15 protein-coding genes are annotated in these 14,419 nt (G+C 69.6%); all 15 read right to left on the bottom strand.

Annotation, left to right across the window (positions count from 1 at the left end; translation table 11 throughout):
- Positions 1-34: 34 nt before the first annotated feature.
- Positions 35-421 (bottom strand): lactoylglutathione lyase, encoded by a 387-nt coding sequence (gene gloA / locus EOD42_RS08540; protein ID WP_127787063.1) that lies wholly within the window; start codon positions 419-421, stop codon positions 35-37.
- On the bottom strand, positions 418-1,269 hold the full coding sequence (locus EOD42_RS08535; protein ID WP_127787062.1) for an LpxI family protein: 852 nt from the start codon (positions 1,267-1,269) through the stop codon (positions 418-420). The genes gloA and EOD42_RS08535 overlap by 4 nt, the downstream gene beginning before the upstream one ends.
- A complete protein-coding gene (lpxA, locus tag EOD42_RS08530; RefSeq protein ID WP_127787061.1) occupies positions 1,266-2,084 on the bottom strand; it encodes an acyl-ACP--UDP-N-acetylglucosamine O-acyltransferase in 819 nt (272 codons plus the stop codon). Before lpxA ends, EOD42_RS08535 begins: the two co-directional genes overlap by 4 nt.
- A complete protein-coding gene (gene fabZ, locus EOD42_RS08525) occupies positions 2,081-2,527 on the bottom strand; it encodes a 3-hydroxyacyl-ACP dehydratase FabZ (protein ID WP_127787060.1) in 447 nt (148 codons plus the stop codon). The genes lpxA and fabZ overlap by 4 nt, the downstream gene beginning before the upstream one ends.
- A gap of 5 nt (positions 2,528-2,532) precedes the next feature.
- Positions 2,533-3,579 (bottom strand): UDP-3-O-(3-hydroxymyristoyl)glucosamine N-acyltransferase, encoded by a 1,047-nt coding sequence (gene lpxD / locus EOD42_RS08520; RefSeq protein ID WP_127787059.1) that lies wholly within the window; start codon positions 3,577-3,579, stop codon positions 2,533-2,535.
- 6 nt (positions 3,580-3,585) lie between these two features.
- Positions 3,586-4,371 (bottom strand): OmpH family outer membrane protein, encoded by a 786-nt coding sequence (locus tag EOD42_RS08515; RefSeq protein WP_127787058.1) that lies wholly within the window; start codon positions 4,369-4,371, stop codon positions 3,586-3,588.
- 19 nt (positions 4,372-4,390) lie between these two features.
- Positions 4,391-6,748: an outer membrane protein assembly factor BamA gene (gene bamA, locus EOD42_RS08510; protein WP_240655094.1), complete on the bottom strand. Its 2,358-nt coding sequence runs from the start codon at positions 6,746-6,748 to the stop codon at positions 4,391-4,393.
- A gap of 88 nt (positions 6,749-6,836) precedes the next feature.
- The gene (rseP, locus tag EOD42_RS08505) at positions 6,837-7,952 is read right to left on the bottom strand and encodes an RIP metalloprotease RseP (protein WP_206020298.1); all 1,116 of its coding nucleotides are present in this window, start codon (positions 7,950-7,952) and stop codon (positions 6,837-6,839) included.
- 11 nt (positions 7,953-7,963) lie between these two features.
- Positions 7,964-9,133, bottom strand: a complete 1,170-nt coding sequence (gene dxr / locus EOD42_RS08500) for a 1-deoxy-D-xylulose-5-phosphate reductoisomerase (RefSeq protein ID WP_127787056.1) — start codon at positions 9,131-9,133, stop codon at positions 7,964-7,966.
- On the bottom strand, positions 9,124-9,978 hold the full coding sequence (locus EOD42_RS08495) for a phosphatidate cytidylyltransferase (RefSeq protein ID WP_127787055.1): 855 nt from the start codon (positions 9,976-9,978) through the stop codon (positions 9,124-9,126). The genes dxr and EOD42_RS08495 overlap by 10 nt, the downstream gene beginning before the upstream one ends.
- Complete coding sequence (gene uppS, locus EOD42_RS08490) at positions 9,975-10,724, bottom strand: polyprenyl diphosphate synthase (RefSeq protein WP_127787054.1); 750 nt, start codon at positions 10,722-10,724, stop codon at positions 9,975-9,977. The genes EOD42_RS08495 and uppS overlap by 4 nt, the downstream gene beginning before the upstream one ends.
- Positions 10,724-11,296: a ribosome recycling factor gene (frr, locus tag EOD42_RS08485; protein ID WP_127787053.1), complete on the bottom strand. Its 573-nt coding sequence runs from the start codon at positions 11,294-11,296 to the stop codon at positions 10,724-10,726. The genes uppS and frr overlap by 1 nt, the downstream gene beginning before the upstream one ends.
- A gap of 10 nt (positions 11,297-11,306) precedes the next feature.
- The gene (gene pyrH, locus EOD42_RS08480; RefSeq protein WP_127787052.1) at positions 11,307-12,047 is read right to left on the bottom strand and encodes a UMP kinase; all 741 of its coding nucleotides are present in this window, start codon (positions 12,045-12,047) and stop codon (positions 11,307-11,309) included.
- Positions 12,048-12,180: 133 nt separating this feature from the next.
- Positions 12,181-13,098, bottom strand: a complete 918-nt coding sequence (gene tsf / locus EOD42_RS08475) for a translation elongation factor Ts (RefSeq protein ID WP_127787051.1) — start codon at positions 13,096-13,098, stop codon at positions 12,181-12,183.
- A 186-nt stretch (positions 13,099-13,284) separates the two neighbouring features.
- Positions 13,285-14,082 carry a 30S ribosomal protein S2 gene (gene rpsB, locus EOD42_RS08470; RefSeq protein ID WP_127787050.1) on the bottom strand — a complete coding sequence of 266 codons (798 nt, stop codon included), beginning with the start codon at positions 14,080-14,082 and terminating at the stop codon, positions 13,285-13,287.
- Positions 14,083-14,419 lie beyond the last annotated feature (337 nt).

Raw genomic sequence — 14,419 nt, 5'->3', positions numbered from 1 at the left:
GCGAGGGTGGGGCGCCTTACTCCGGTCAGCCGGACTACTTCCGCTCGATCAGCTCGATCTTGTAGCCGTCCGGGTCTTCCACGAAGGCGATCACGGTGGTGCCGAACTTCACCGGCCCCGGTTCACGCGTGATCTTGGCCCCGCCCGCGCGCAGAGCGTCGCACAGCGCATAGACATCCGGCACGCCGATCGCCAGGTGCCCGAAGGCAGTGCCCTGCTCGTACTTCTCGACGCCGTAGTTATAGGTCAGCTCGATCACCGCATGCTCGGGCTCCGGCCCGAAACCCACGAAGACCAGGGTATACTTGCCATCCGGCACATCGCGCCGGCGCAGTTCCTTCATGCCCAGAAGCTGAGTGTAGAAGGCCACGCTGCGGTCCAGGTCACCGACCCGGATCATGGTGTGAAGGAAGCTGCTCATCCGGCCATCTCCTGCATGAACTCGTCCACCGCCAGGCTGATCACGAACAACCCGGCCTCGTCGGCCAACCGCAGCGTCTCCTCGCGGTCGGCCAGCACGGTGCGGCCTGCTTCGATCGCGATGCCCGCCAGCCCGGCGGCGATCGCGCCGCGCACGGTCTGCGGGCCCACGGTCGGCATGTCCAGGCGCTCATCCTGCTGCGGCTTGGAGATCTTCACGAGAACCCCGCCCGGGCCCTCGCGGCGCAGTTCCGCGGCACGGGCCAGCAGCGCGTCGGTGCCTTCCACGGCCTCGATCCCGAGCACCAGCCCCTGCTGGATCACCGCCGCCTGCCCCACATCGGCCGGAGCAAGCGCGCGCAGCACCTCAATGCCGCGGGCGATGTCGGCCTTCTGGTCCGCATCCGGACCGGGGCCGGCCAGCAGGCCCGGCAACGGCATCAGGTCGCGCCGGATGCTCAGCGGGGGCACGATCTCGAAGCCCTCCTCCTCAAGCACGCGGGTGGCGCCACGCAGCAAGGTGTCATCGCCGCCCATGAGCACGGATTTGCCGATCCGGGCGATGGCACCCGCCATCCAGGCATCCGGCAGCATGCTGAGGATGCTCATGCGGCGCGCGGAACCGCTGAGCACGATCTGCTTCACGCCGGCGTTCTTCAGCGCCGCCACGATGCGGCCGCCGGCCCCCACACGGATGATCTCATGCGGGTATCCCGCCAGCATGGCGGGATCGACGAATTCCTTGATGGCCACGATGAAGACCGGCCGGCCGGCAAGCCGCGCCGCATCCGCCAGGCGCAGCGGGAAATCCCCGCCGCCGGCAATGATCCCCAGCGTGGTGCCGCTCATGCGTCGTCCTCTTCCTCAACGGCCATGCGGCCGGGACGGATCAGCTCACGACGGCGATCGCCGCCGCCGATGAAGCCCAGCACTTCCTCGACCAGGGCGTTGCCGGCGAAACGCTCGCGCGCCACCACCAGCTTCTCGGCGAACACACCCGGGTCCTTGAACAGCAGGCGGAAGGCCAGGCGGATCTGCGCCAGATCATCCTTGGTGAAGCCGCGGCGGCGCAGGCCGATGAAGTTCAGCCCCACCAGGCGCGCCGGCAGGCCGAAGGCGTTGCCGAAAGGTGGGATGTCGTTGGTGACACCGGCCAGCCCGCCGATCATGGCGTGACGGCCGATGCGCACCAGCTGATGCACCGCGGCGGCGCCGCCGATGAACACCTGCTCACCCACGCGCACATGCCCGCCCAGCAGCACGTTGTTGGCCATGATCACCCGGTCCGCGACCTGGCAGTCATGCCCGACATGGCTGCAGGCCATGAACAGGCAGTCGGCGCCCACGCGGGTGATGCCCTCGCCGCCCACGCTGCCGCGATGCACGGTCACGTGCTCACGCAGATAGCTGCGGGCCCCGATCTCACACCGGGTGGGCTCGCCCTTGTACTTCAGGTCCTGCGGCGGCAGGCCGACGGAGGCGAAGGGGGCGAGCCGCACGCCTTCGTGCAGCACGGTGTGCCCTTCGACCGCGTTGTGGGAAGCGAGCTCGACACCGTCGTGCAGAACGACATCCGGGCCCACCGTGCAGAACGGCCCGATGGTGACGCCCGCACCGATGCGGGCGCCGTCGGCGATTACCGCCGAAGGATGGATATGGTTCATCGGTCCCTGATCATCGCGGAGAAAGTCGCCTCGGCCACCACCTTGCCGTCCACCATGGCCTCACCGGTGAACTTCCACACGCTCATGCGGCGCTGCACCTTCTTCACGTGCAGCTGCAGCTGGTCGCCGGGAACCACCGGGCGGCGGAACTTGGCGTTGTCGATCGACATGAAATAGACGAGCTTGCCGCGCGCATCCGGCCCCAGCGTCTCGACCACCAGCACGGCCGAGGTCTGGGCCATCGCTTCCACGATCAGCACGCCCGGCATCACCGGGTCGGTGGGGAAATGGCCCTGGAAGAACGACTCGTTGATCGTGACGTTCTTGATGCCGATGCAGCCCTCATCCGGCACCAGCTCCGCCACGCGATCCAGCAGCAGCAGAGGGTAGCGATGTGGGATCGCGGCCATGATCCCCTTGATATCAAGCGTCCGGTCACTCATGGGGTCTATCCCTGGTCTCTCTTCTTGCGCGTGTATTCAGCCGCCATGCGCCGCAGCGTGGCGATTTCCTTCAGGTGCTGGCGCACGGGCTGGGACGGTGTTCCCCAAACCTCCGCCCCCGCGGGCACGTCGTTCACGATGCCGGCCTGCGCGCCGACCCGCGCACCATCACCGACATGGATGTGGCCGACCAGGCCAGCCTGGCCCGCCAAGGTCACATAATTGCCGAGCGTGGTGGAGCCCGAGACCCCCACCTGGCTGACCAGCACGCATCCGCGGCCGGTCCTGACGTTGTGGCCGAGCTGCACCAGGTTGTCGATGCGCGTGCCGGCACCCACCACCGTGTCCTCCAGCGCGCCGCGATCGATGCAGCTGTTGGCACCGACCTGCACCGCGTCCTCCAGGATCACGCGGCCGAGCTGGGGCATGGTGACGAAACGCCCGTCCGGCGTCGGCACGAAGCCGAAGCCCTCCTGGCCCACCCGCGCGCCGGGATGCAGCACCACGCCCTTGCCGCAGACTGCATGGCTGATGCTGGCGTGGCTGTGGATCTCGCACTCGTCACCCAGGATCACGCCGGCGCCCACCACGGCATGCGGGTGCAGGATGCAGCCGGCGCCGATACGGGCACCGCCGCCGACCATCGCATAGGCGCCGATCTCGGCGTCGCTCGCGACCACGGCATCCTCGGCGATGATCGCGGTCGGATGACGCCCGGCCTGGGCGACACGGGCGGGGTGAAACAGCCGAGCCACCTGGGCGAAGGCCAGCGAAGGCGCCTTCACCACGATGGGCTGGCAGCCTTCCGGCAGATGCCCGGCCATGTCCTGGCGCAGGATCACCGCGCCGGCGGATGTCGCGCCGAGCCGGGAGGCGAGTTTCGCATTGTCCAGATAGGCGACATGCTCGGGCCCCGCGCTCTCCAGCGGGGCGATACCGGCAAAGAGGCGGCCGGCGGCCTCTCCCTGAAGGGGAGAGGCGCCGGCCGCCGCCAGCACCTTTTCGAGCGGCTGCGGACCCGCCTGCGGGTAGAAGCGCGGATCAGCCGCCATGATGGATCAGCGGCGCGGCTGCTGGGCCGGCTGCTGACGCGGCGTGGCCGGCGCGGCCGCCGGGGCGTTCGCGGGCGCAGCGCCTTCGGCCGGCACGGTAGCACGCGGCAGCACGCGGTTCAGCTGCTGCGCGATCTCCTCCGTCAGGTCGAAGGGCGGCTCGTTCAGGATCACGAGCGGACGCGGCAGCACGATGTTCACGCTGCGGGACTGCGCCACCTGGCGGATGACGGTGCCGAGCGCGCGCTCGAACTCGACCAGCGCGGCTTGGCCGGCCTGCTCGATCGCCTGGGCGCGGTTGCGGAACTGGCGCTGGCTCTCGGTGATGCGGTCCTGCAGGTCACGCTCGCGGGTGCGGATCTGGTCGGCCGACAGGCCGGCACGCTCGGTCGCCAGCGCCTGCTGGGCTTCACGCCAGGAGTTCTGCTCGCGCTGCAGGTCTTCGTTCAGGCGGGCGCGGCGGCGTTCCAGCTCCTCGCGCACCTGGGTGAAGGCGGTGGAGACGCGCTGGATCTCGGGGATGTCCACGATGCCGATGACGGGCGCCGGCGGGGCCTGGCCGGCGGGCAGCGGCGGCGGCGCGGCCGGGCGCTGGGCGGCCGGGGCCTGGGCCGGGCGCTGCGGCTGGCCCTGGGCCGGACGCTGGCCGCCCTGGGCGGGGCGCTGCTGGCCACCGGGCACGAAGAAGCCCGGATCCTGCTGCGCCGAAGCCGTCTGGGTCAGCACGGGGCCGGCGATCAGCCCCGTCACCACCACGGCGCGCAGCACGCGCCCGATCAACGTCTGTGTCATGTCCATACCTGTTCCGTAGTCAGAAGCGCGTGCCGAAACCGAAGCGGAAGACCTGGGTCTCGTCATAGCGCTGCTTCGAAATCGCCTGGGCGACGTCGATGTTGATAAGGCCGAAGGGGCTGCGCCAGGAAATGCCGACGCCCGCGCCGATGCGCGGAACCGAGCTGTTGAAGATGTCGTTGCCGCGCGGGCCCTGGCTCAGCGCGCCCGCATCCACGAAGGCGCGGCCGATCAGGCCGAGCTCGCTGGGCAGCGGCAGCGGGAAGCGCATCTCTGCGCTGGTCGTCCACATCATGCGGCCGCCGAGGCTGTCCCGCGTGTTCACGTCGCGCGGGCCGATACCGGCGATCGCGAAGCCGCGCAGGTTCTCACCACCCAGGAAGAAGCGGTCGACGATGCGGTCACGCTCGCCGGAGGCGGAGAAGCGCGAGCCGAACGGATGCAGATGGCCGAAATTGGCCGACAGCTGCAGCACATAGTCCGGGTCGCCGAACACGCGCTCGAAGGGCAGCAGCAGGGCCGCGTCCACGCGGTTGCGGATATAGGCGACGTCGCCGCCCAGGCCCGCCACGTCCAGGCCCCAGCGCAGCAGATAGCCGCGCCGCGCCTCAATCGCGGTGTCGCGCATGTCATAGGACAGGGTCTGGGACACCTGCGACAGCAGGGTACGGCCGCGCTGCTCCTGAATGTAGCGCGAGGCCGTGCTCAGGATGTTGTAAACATTACGGTCGACCAGGGTGTAGGACCAGTTCTGGCGCAGCCGCTCGTTGATCTCGTAGCCGGCGCGCACCGCGAAGCCCATGCGGCGCTCATAATAGCCCGAGTAGCTCTGCAGGTTGCGCTGCACGAGGAAGACGTCGGCGCCCACCGCCAGGTTGCGGTCCAGGAAGTACGGGTCGGTGACGGACACGTCCACCTGGCTGCGGCGCTGGGCGATGGTACCGTTCAGGCGGGCATCCACACCGGTGCCGAGCAGGTTGCGCTCACGCAGGCCGAGGTCGGCCAGGAAGCCGGCATCGGTCGAATAGCCGCCGCCGATGCTGACCTCACCCGTCGCGCGCTCGGTGACGTTGGTGTTGATCACGGCGCGGTCCGCGGCCGAGCCCGGCGTCGAGGTCACCTGCACATCGCTGAAATAGCCCAGGTTGCGGATACGCTCGCGGGAGCGGCGGATCTGCGCGGCGTTGAACGCGTCGCCCTCGGCGATGCGGAACTCGCGGCGGACCACGCGGTCCTGGGTGCGGGAGTTGCCGGTGATGTCGATGCGATCGACATAGATGCGCGGCGCCTCGGTGATGTTGAAGGTCAGGTCGATGGTGCCGTTCTCACGGTCACGCTCCACCTGCGGCTGGACGTCCACGAAGGGATAGCCGCGCAGGTTCACCAGGTCCGACAGCTGCTGGGTCGCGCGCTCGACCGCATCGCCGTCGTACCAGTTGCCTTCCGCGATATCGAGACGCTGCCGAAGCGAGGCCGTCTCCAGGTTCGGGAAGGTGGTGTTCACCGTCAGGCGACGGATCCGGTAGCGGGTGCCCTCATTGACCTGATAGGTCAGGAAGAAGCTGGAACGGTCCGGCGCCAGCTCGGCCGAGGCCGTGCCGACCTCGACATCCGCGAAGCCGTTGCGCAGGTAGAAGCGGCGCATCAGCTCCTTGTCGAAGTTCAGGCGGTCGGGATCGAAGGTGTCTGAGGAGGAGAAGAACCGATAGAAGGCCTGCTCACGCGTCGAGATCACGTCGCGGAGGCGGCCATCGGAATAGGTACGGTTGCCCACGAAGTTGATGCGCGAGACCAGGGCGGCATCGCCCTCGGTGATCTCGTACACCACATCCACGCGGTTCTGGTCCAGGCGGATGATCTTGGGCTCCACCCGCGCCGCGAAGCGGCCGCGGCGGGCATAGAGATCCAGGATGCGCTGGCGGTCGGCCTGGGCCAGCTGGCTGGTGAACACGCCGCGCGGGCGAAGCTGGACCTCGGGGCGCAGGGTATCGTCGCTGATCTTGCGGTTGCCCTCGAAGGCCACCCGGTTGACCACCGGGTTCTCCTGCACGGTCACGATCACGCGAGAACCATCGCGGGACATGCGCACATCGGCGAACAGGCCGGTGGCGAACAGGCTGCGCAGCGAGCGGTCGGCGCGGTCGGGGTCATAGGCATCGCCGGGCTGGATCAGCATGTAGCTGCGGACCGTATCGACATCGATGCGCTGGTTGCCGCGCACCTCGACCGCCGTCACCGGGCCGCCATTGGGCACGGCCGCTGGCGCTGGGGCGGCGCCGCGACGGCTCTGCGCCGCGCCGTCGGTGGCGGCGGCCAGCGGGGCCAGGCAGACGGAGGCCAGCAGTAGGCCGCGGAGCGTGGTGTTCAAGGGGCGCATCATTCCTGATCTCAGCGGCGGGCAACATAGCGGGGTGCGAGTGGCGCCGCTACCCGCCCAAATAGGGCCGTCATGTGGCACGAAATCTTCAACCGATCAGCCCCGCGACCCAGCGCCCGATGCTGCCATGGGCAATGTCGTTCCAGGTGGCGAAGACGAACAGGCAGATCAGCAGGGCAAAGCCGGCGCGGAACCCGATCTCCTGCGCGCGCAGCGACAGCGGGCGGCCGCGAATGGCCTCGGCGGCGTAGAAGACCAGGTGCCCGCCATCCAGCATGGGCACCGGGAACAGGTTCAGCAGCCCGAGGCTGACCGACAGCAGCGCCATCAGGTTGACCACCGCCACCCAGCCCAGGCTGGCGGCCTCGCCGCTCACCTCGGCGATGCGGATCGGCCCGCCCAGGTCACGCGCGCTGCGCTGCCCGGCCAGCATCTCGCCGATTCCCACCAGCGTCTGGGACGTCACGTCCCAGGTCTGGGCCACACCCGCCCCGATGGCGGAGAGCGGATCCAGCCGCTCGAAGCGCGCGCCGCCGCCCTGCACGCCCAGCACGCCGACAGGCGCCTGCTCGCTGCCCGGCCGCACGGTGGGGGTGATACGAACCGTGACCTGACGCCCCTCGCGGTCCAGCACCATGCTGACGGACTGGCCGGCACGGGGCTGGATATGGCGCTGCAGCTCCTCGAATCGACGGATCGGTTCGCCGTCGAGCGAAACCACCTTGTCGCCCGGCATCACGCCGGCGGCCTCGGCGGCGGAGCCGGCCGTCACGGCATTGATGGTGGTATCGGGAATCGGCCGGCCATGGGTGGCGAACAGGAAGGCGAACAGCACGATCGCCAGCAGGAAATTGGCCACGGGCCCGGCCGCCACCACGATGGCGCGGTCACGCACGGGCTTGTCGTGGAAGGTCTGGCCCGGGCGCAGCTGGGCCAGTTCCTCGGGCGGGATGTCCGCCAGGTCCGCCTGGCCGTGCAGCTTCACATAGCCGCCGAGCGGCAGCCAGGAGACCTTCCACTCGGTGCCCACCCGGTCGCGCCAGCTGGCGATGGTGCGGCCGAAGCCGATGGAGAACACATCCACATGCACGCCGCGCCAGCGCGCCGCGAGGTAGTGGCCGAGCTCATGAATGAAGACCAGCACCCCCAGGACGACCAGGAAGGAAATGATGGTCCGGGCGAAATCCGGCAGGAAACCGAGCATGATCTCTCCCCTCAGGCGGCCGCGCGCAGGGCGGCGATCTCATGGGCACGGGCGCGGGCGGCGGTGTCCAGCGCCAGCACGGCGGCCAAATCGGGCACGCGTTCGCCACCCAGCGCCGCCAGGGTCTCCTCGACGACGGTGGCGATATCCAGAAAGCCGAGCCGGCGGGCCAGGAACAGCGAGACGCCCACCTCATTGGCGGCGTTCAGCACGCAGGGCGCGCCGTGGCCCGCCTCCAGCGCCTCACGGCACAGGCGCAGCGCGGGGAAGCGCACCGGGTCGGGGGCCGAGAATTCCAACCTGGACAGCGCGGCCAGATCCAGCCGGGGCACATCCACCTGCATGCGGTGCGGCCAGGCCAGGGCATGGGCGATGGGCGTGCGCATGTCGGGCGTGCCCAGCTGCGCCAGCAGCGAGCCGTCCTTGTACTGCACCAGGCCATGCACCGCCGATTGCGGGTGCACCAGCACGCCCAGCTGCCGGGGCTCGACCGGGAACAGCCGCGCGGCCTCGATCAGTTCCAGCCCCTTGTTGAACATCGAGGCGCTGTCGACCGAGATCTTGGCGCCCATGGACCAGACGGGGTGCTTCACCGCCTGCTCCGGCGTCGCGGCCCGCATCTCGGCCAGCGTCGCGTTGCGGAACGGCCCGCCGGAGGCGGTCAGGATGATCTGCTCGATGCTCTCGGGCGCGGCCCCCACCAGGGCCTGAAAAATGGCGTTGTGCTCGGAATCGACCGGCAGCAGCAGCGCGCCCGAGGCCTTGGCGGCATCGAGGACGATGGGGCCGGCGCAGACCAGCGATTCCTTGTTGGCGAGCGCGAGCGTGCCCCCGCGCGCCAGCGCGGCCAGGGTGCTGGCCAGGCCGGCCGCACCCACGATGGCCGCCATGGTCCAGTCCACGGGGCGGGAGGCGGCCTCTACCACCGCCGCCTCGCCGGCCGCGGCCTCGATGCCGGAACCGGCCAGGGCCTCGCGCAGGGCGGGCAGCGCCGCCTCATCGGCCACCACGGCCAGCTTCGCGCCCAGCTTGCGCGCCTGTGCCGCCAGCCCGGCGGCGTCGCGCCCGGCGACCAGCGCCTCGACCTCGAACTCCCCGGGGGATGCTGCCTCCAGCAAGGCCGCGGTGCTGCGACCGATGCTGCCGGTCGCGCCCAGAACCGTTACGCGCCTTACCGCCACAGATGTACCCCCATGCCCAACACGGCACTCCAGATGGCCGCGACCGGGGCCGCCGCCAAGATGCCGTCCAACCGATCGAGCAGCCCCCCATGCCCGGGAATGAGCTGCGAGGAATCCTTCACGCCGAAGCGCCGCTTGAGCCAGCTTTCCGCCAGATCACCCGCCTGGGATACCATCCCCAGAACGCCCGCCACCAGTATCGCGTGGAGTCCCGAGGCCCGGGGCTCCATGAATTCCGCGGCAATGACGCCCACCAGCATCGCGCCCGCCAGCCCGCCGAGCGCCCCCGACCAGGTCTTGCCCGGGGAAATCGCGGGCGCGAGCTTCGGCCCGCCGAAGAACCGGCCGGCCATATAGGCGAAGGTGTCGGAGGCCCAGACGATCAGCAGCAGGAACAGCACGTTCTCGCGCCCTGCCTCGTTGTCGTGGCGCAGCTCGATCAGCGCCATGCCGGCGATGCCGATATACAGAACGCCCGCGCCGAGGAAGATCGGCGGCACGCCGCGCCGCCTGGCCGAGAACCAGGCTGCCGCCGCCCCCACCAGCAGGATGGCGCCCGCCACCGGCACGCCGGCCAGGCGCTCAGAGAAGGCGGAGATGGCGCAGGCCACCAGCACGAACAGCGGCACCAGCGCGCCCGGCAGGGTGCGGCTGCGCCCGCCGCACATGCGGACATATTCCCAGGACAGGCCGGCGACGCAGACCGCCATCAGGCCGGTGTACCAATAGGCGCCGAGCCACACGCAGGCGAGCGCCGCGGGCCCCAGCAGGGCCGCCGTCAGCGCCCGCTTGCGCAGGTCACGCCAGGGGCCGCTGGGCGCGGCGACCACGGGTGGGACACTCACGGGTTGCGCGCCCCATAGCGGCGGTCCCGCGTCGCGAAGCTTTCCAGCGCCGCGTTGAACTGTTCCGCATCGAAATCGGGCCACAGCACCGGCAGGAAGGCGAATTCGGCATAGGCCGCCTGCCACAGCAGGAAGTTCGACAGCCGCTGCTCCCCGCTGGTGCGGATGATCAGGTCGGGGTCGGGCATGCCGGCGGTGGCCAGAAAACCCTCGAAGGTCGCCTCGTCCAGCGCCGCCGGGTCCAGCGCGCCGCGCTTCGCGGCCTCGGCCACCGCGCGGGCGGCGGCCAGTATCTCGTCCCGCGCGCCGTAGCTCAGCGCGACATTCAGGTTCAGGCGGGTCTTGGAGGCGGTGTCGGCCTCCGCGCGCTCGATCAGGGCGCGCAGTTCCTCACCGAAGCGGCAACGGTCCCCGATGACGCGCAGGCGCACGCCTTCCTTGGCCAGGGCCTTCACCTCATGGTTCAGGTAGAAGCGCAGCAGCCCGGTCAGCTCCTGCACCTCCTCGGCCGGGCGGCGCCAGTTCTCGGAGGAGAAGGCGAAGACGGTGAGCCACTGCACCCCCGCCTCGCCGGCCGCGCGGATGGCGCGGCGCAGCGCCTCGGCCCCCGCCCGGTGGCCGAGCGCGACCGGCAGGCCCCGCGCCTCCGCCCAGCGGCGGTTGCCATCCATGATGATGGCGACGTGGCAGGGCACGGGCCGCTGGCCGGTGCCGGAACCGCGCGCGGGGTCGGCGCTGCCGTCCATCAGACCGACTTGATGTCCTTGTCCTTCTCGGCGAAGGCGGCGTCGACCTTCTTCACGTAGTCGTCGGTCAGGGTCTGGACTTCCTTCTCCAGGCGCTTCGCGTCGTCCTCGGAGATCTCGCTCTTCTTCTTCCAGCCCTGGGCCTGCTCCATGCCGTCGCGGCGCACGTTGCGCACGGCGATCTTGGCGCCCTCGGCATACTTGGCGGCCTGCTTGGACAGCTCGTTGCGGCGCTCCGTCGTCAGCGGCGGCAGCGGCACGCGGATGGTCTGCCCCTCGGTCTGCGGGTTCAGGTTCAGTCCGGAATCGCGGATCGCGATCTCGACCGCCTTCACCTGGCCGCGGTCATAGACCTGCACGTTCAGCAGGCCGGGCCCGCCGACCGAGACGTTGGCCACCTGGTTGAGCGGGGAGACGGCGCCATAGATCTCGACGCGGATCGGCTCCAGCAGCGCGGGGCTGGCACGGCCGGTGCGCAGGCCCTGGAACTCCTTCTTGAGGGTTTCCATGGTGCTGTCCATGCGGCGGCGCAGGTCTTCCTTCAGCGCCTTGGGGTCTGCGGGGGCGGCCATGATGCTCTCCTCAGTCGTCCTTCACGGTGGTGAAGCGGCCATGGCCCAGCATCACCTCGCGGAAGGCACCCGGTTCGTGAATGTTGAAGACGATGATCGGCAGGCCGTTCTCACGCGCAACGGAAATCGCGGCGGCGTCCATGACCTGCAGGTCGCGCGCCAGGACCTCAAGATAGGTCAGGCGCGTGTAGAATTCGGCGCTCGGGTTCTTGCGCGGGTCGGCACTGTAGATGCCGTCCACCTGCGTGCCCTTCAGCAGCGCCTCGCAGCCCATCTCGACGGCGCGCAGGGCAGCCGCCGTGTCGGTGGTGAAGAAGGGGTTGCCGGTGCCTGCGGCGAAGATCACCACCCGGCCCTTCTCCATGTGGCGGATCGCGCGGCGGCGGATATAGGGCTCGCAGATCGAGCTCATCTCGATGGCGGACTGCACGCGCGTCTGCACGCCCATGCGCTCCAGCGCGTTCTGCATGGCCAGCGCGTTCATCACGGTGGCCAGCATGCCCATGTAGTCGGCCTGGGCGCGTTCCATGCCGGCCGAGGCCCCGGCCACGCCGCGGAAGATGTTGCCGCCGCCGATGACCAGGCACACTTGCACACCCAGGGCCACGGTATCGCGCACATCCTCGGCGATGGCCTTCACCGTCGCGTTGTCCAGCCCGTATTCGCGACCGCCCAGCAGCGCCTCGCCGGAGACCTTCAGCAGCACGCGCTTGTAGGTGGGGCTTTCAGCCTGGGTGGCGGTTTCGCTCATGGGTATGTCCGTGCCTGGGGCCTGGTGGGCGCGCGCACATTAGGAGCGGCGCGCGGGAGTCACAAGAACGGCGCGGAAGGGAACCTCCCGCGCCGGACAGGAGGGGGCCGGCCGAAGCCGCCCCCGCAAGGCTTCAGCCCTTGGTGATGCCGGCCTGGGCAGCCACTTCGGCCGCGAAGTCACCGACTTCCTTCTCGATGCCCTCACCCAGCTGGAAGCGGGCGAAGCCGGTCAGGTTCGCACCGGCCTTGGCGGCCACCTGCTTCACGCGGCTCTCGCCGTCATGCACCCACACCTGCTCCAGCAGCACCACTTCCTCGTAGTACTTGCGGATGCGGCCCTCGACCATCTTCTCGACGACGGCGGGGGGCTTGCCGGACGCCAGCGCCTGCTCGGTCAGCACCGCGCGCTCGCGCTCCAGGGCGGAAGCCTCCACGGCGGAGGTGTCCAGCGCCTCGGGGCGGGTGGCGGCGATGTGCATGCCCACCTGGCGGCCCAGGGTCTCCAGCGCGGCGAGCTCGGAGGTCGACTCGACGGCGACCAGCACGCCGATCTTGCCCAGGCCCGGCTTCACGGCGTTGTGCACATAGGCGGCGACCACACCCTCGTTCACGCGGAACACGCGGGCGCGGCGGATGGTCATGTTCTCGCCGATCGTGGCGATCAGGCGGGTCAGCTCATCCTGCACGGAATGCGTGGTGCCGGGATAGGTCGCGGCCTTCAGCTTCTCGACGTCCTCGCCCACGGACAGGGCCAGGCCCGCCACTTCGGCGACGAAGTTCTGGAAGCTCTCGTTGCGGGCAACGAAGTCGGTCTCGGCGTTCACTTCGACCATGGCGCCGACCGTCGGGCCGGTGGCGGTGCCGACCAGGCCTTCGGCGGCCACGCGGCCGGACTTCTTGGCGGCGGCGGACAGGCCCTTCTTGCGCAGCCAGTCGATGGCGGCTTCCATGTCGCCGTTCGACTCAACCAGCGCCTTCTTGCAGTCCATCATGCCGGCGCCGGTCTTCTCGCGCAGGTCGCGCACCAGCGCGGCGGTGATCTCGGCCATCTTCGCTCTCTCCAGAACGGGGTTTGCGTCTGGGCATCAGGCGATGCCCGTCAATCCATGGGGCTGGCAAGGTGTTCCGGCCCGGCGGGCCCATGAAACTTCCATTGCCATGCGTCCCGGGGCAAGCCCCAAAGGGCCTGCCCGGAAGTGTTCCGCCCCGGACCTCGCGGCCCGGGGCGGGAAACATCAGGCCTCGGCGGCCGGGGCGGGGGCTTCGGCCGCGACTTCCTCGGCTTCCAGCGCCTCTTCCGGCAGGGGCTCGGCCATCGCGCCCAGATCGGCGCCCGAGGAACCCAGCTCGGCCGAGATGCCGTCCAGCACCGCACCGGCGACCATGTCGCAGTACAGGTTGATGGCGCGGATGGCGTCATCGTTGCCGGGGATCGGGAAGGTGATGCCCGAGGGGTCGGAGTTGCTGTCGACCACGCCGATGACCGGGATGCCCAGCTTGTTGGCTTCCTCGATCGCCAGCTTCTCCTTCACCACGTCGATGACGAAGATGATGTCCGGCAGGCCGCCCATGTCCTTGATGCCGCCCAGCGCGCGATCAAGCTTTTCCTTGTCGCGGGTCAGCATCAGGACTTCCTTCTTGGTCAGCCCTTCCACGTCGCCGCCCAGGCGGCCTTCCATTTCCTTCAGACGCTTCACGGAACCCGTGATGGTCTTCCAGTTGGTCAGCATGCCGCCCAGCCAGCGGTGGTTCACATAATACTGGCCGCAGCGCTGCGCGGCCTCGGCCACGTATTCGGCAGCCGACTTCTTGGTGCCGACGAACAGCACGCGGCCACCGCCGGCCACCACGTCACGGACGGCCTTCAGGGCGCGGTCCATCATGGGGACGGTCTGCTGCAGGTCCAGGATGTGGACCTGGTTGCGCACGCCGAAGATGTACGGAGCCATCTTCGGGTTCCAGCGGCGGGTGTGGTGGCCGAAATGGACACCGGCCTCGAGCAGGCCACGCAGGGTAACGACGGGCATCGCCATGGCGATCTTTCCTTCACATTCAGTCCGGTTGGGCCTCCGCGGTGCTGCACCCCCGATAGTCGGGGACCGGACCTTCATCGCCATTGTCGGGCAGGAAGGGCGCACCGCGTGAGAATTGCCGCGCCCCCGGCGGGGCCGGGAACGTGACGCGCAGGCTCATGCCCCATTACAGCGGCGCGTGCAAGTCACCCGGACACCCCCCTGCCCGCGCCCGCCGCACCGCTGCCACGGTCACGATGCGCGGAAGTCACCCCCGGCCCCGTCGGTTCGCAGTGATTCGGATTGCAAGTCGCGCGTGTGACAGGGCATGATTTTGCCATATTTGCCAGGTCCCCCG

The sequence above is a fragment of the Rhodovarius crocodyli genome, from assembly GCF_004005855.1.
GTDB lineage: Bacteria > Pseudomonadota > Alphaproteobacteria > Acetobacterales > Acetobacteraceae > Rhodovarius > Rhodovarius crocodyli.
Note: the sequence above shows the minus strand (reverse complement) of the source record. Positions and strands in the feature narration are given on the sequence as shown.

What these genes read in the sequence shown, in the direction of transcription:
- pyrH (WP_127787052.1), bottom strand. Translation starts at nt 12,047, where the DNA reads ATGAGCGAAACCGCCACCCAGGCTGAAAGCCCCACCTACAAGCGCGTG.
- bamA (WP_240655094.1), bottom strand. Translation starts at nt 6,748, where the DNA reads ATGCGCCCCTTGAACACCACGCTCCGCGGCCTACTGCTGGCCTCCGTC.
- tsf (WP_127787051.1), bottom strand. Translation starts at nt 13,098, where the DNA reads ATGGCCGAGATCACCGCCGCGCTGGTGCGCGACCTGCGCGAGAAGACC.
- gloA (WP_127787063.1), bottom strand. Translation starts at nt 421, where the DNA reads ATGAGCAGCTTCCTTCACACCATGATCCGGGTCGGTGACCTGGACCGC.
- lpxD (WP_127787059.1), bottom strand. Translation starts at nt 3,579, where the DNA reads ATGGCGGCTGATCCGCGCTTCTACCCGCAGGCGGGTCCGCAGCCGCTC.
- uppS (WP_127787054.1), bottom strand. Translation starts at nt 10,724, where the DNA reads ATGGACGGCAGCGCCGACCCCGCGCGCGGTTCCGGCACCGGCCAGCGG.
- lpxA (WP_127787061.1), bottom strand. Translation starts at nt 2,084, where the DNA reads ATGAACCATATCCATCCTTCGGCGGTAATCGCCGACGGCGCCCGCATC.
- EOD42_RS08535 (WP_127787062.1), bottom strand. Translation starts at nt 1,269, where the DNA reads ATGAGCGGCACCACGCTGGGGATCATTGCCGGCGGCGGGGATTTCCCG.
- fabZ (WP_127787060.1), bottom strand. Translation starts at nt 2,527, where the DNA reads ATGAGTGACCGGACGCTTGATATCAAGGGGATCATGGCCGCGATCCCA.
- rseP (WP_206020298.1), bottom strand. Translation starts at nt 7,952, where the DNA reads ATGCTCGGTTTCCTGCCGGATTTCGCCCGGACCATCATTTCCTTCCTG.
- rpsB (WP_127787050.1), bottom strand. Translation starts at nt 14,082, where the DNA reads ATGGCGATGCCCGTCGTTACCCTGCGTGGCCTGCTCGAGGCCGGTGTC.
- EOD42_RS08515 (WP_127787058.1), bottom strand. Translation starts at nt 4,371, where the DNA reads ATGACACAGACGTTGATCGGGCGCGTGCTGCGCGCCGTGGTGGTGACG.
- frr (WP_127787053.1), bottom strand. Translation starts at nt 11,296, where the DNA reads ATGGCCGCCCCCGCAGACCCCAAGGCGCTGAAGGAAGACCTGCGCCGC.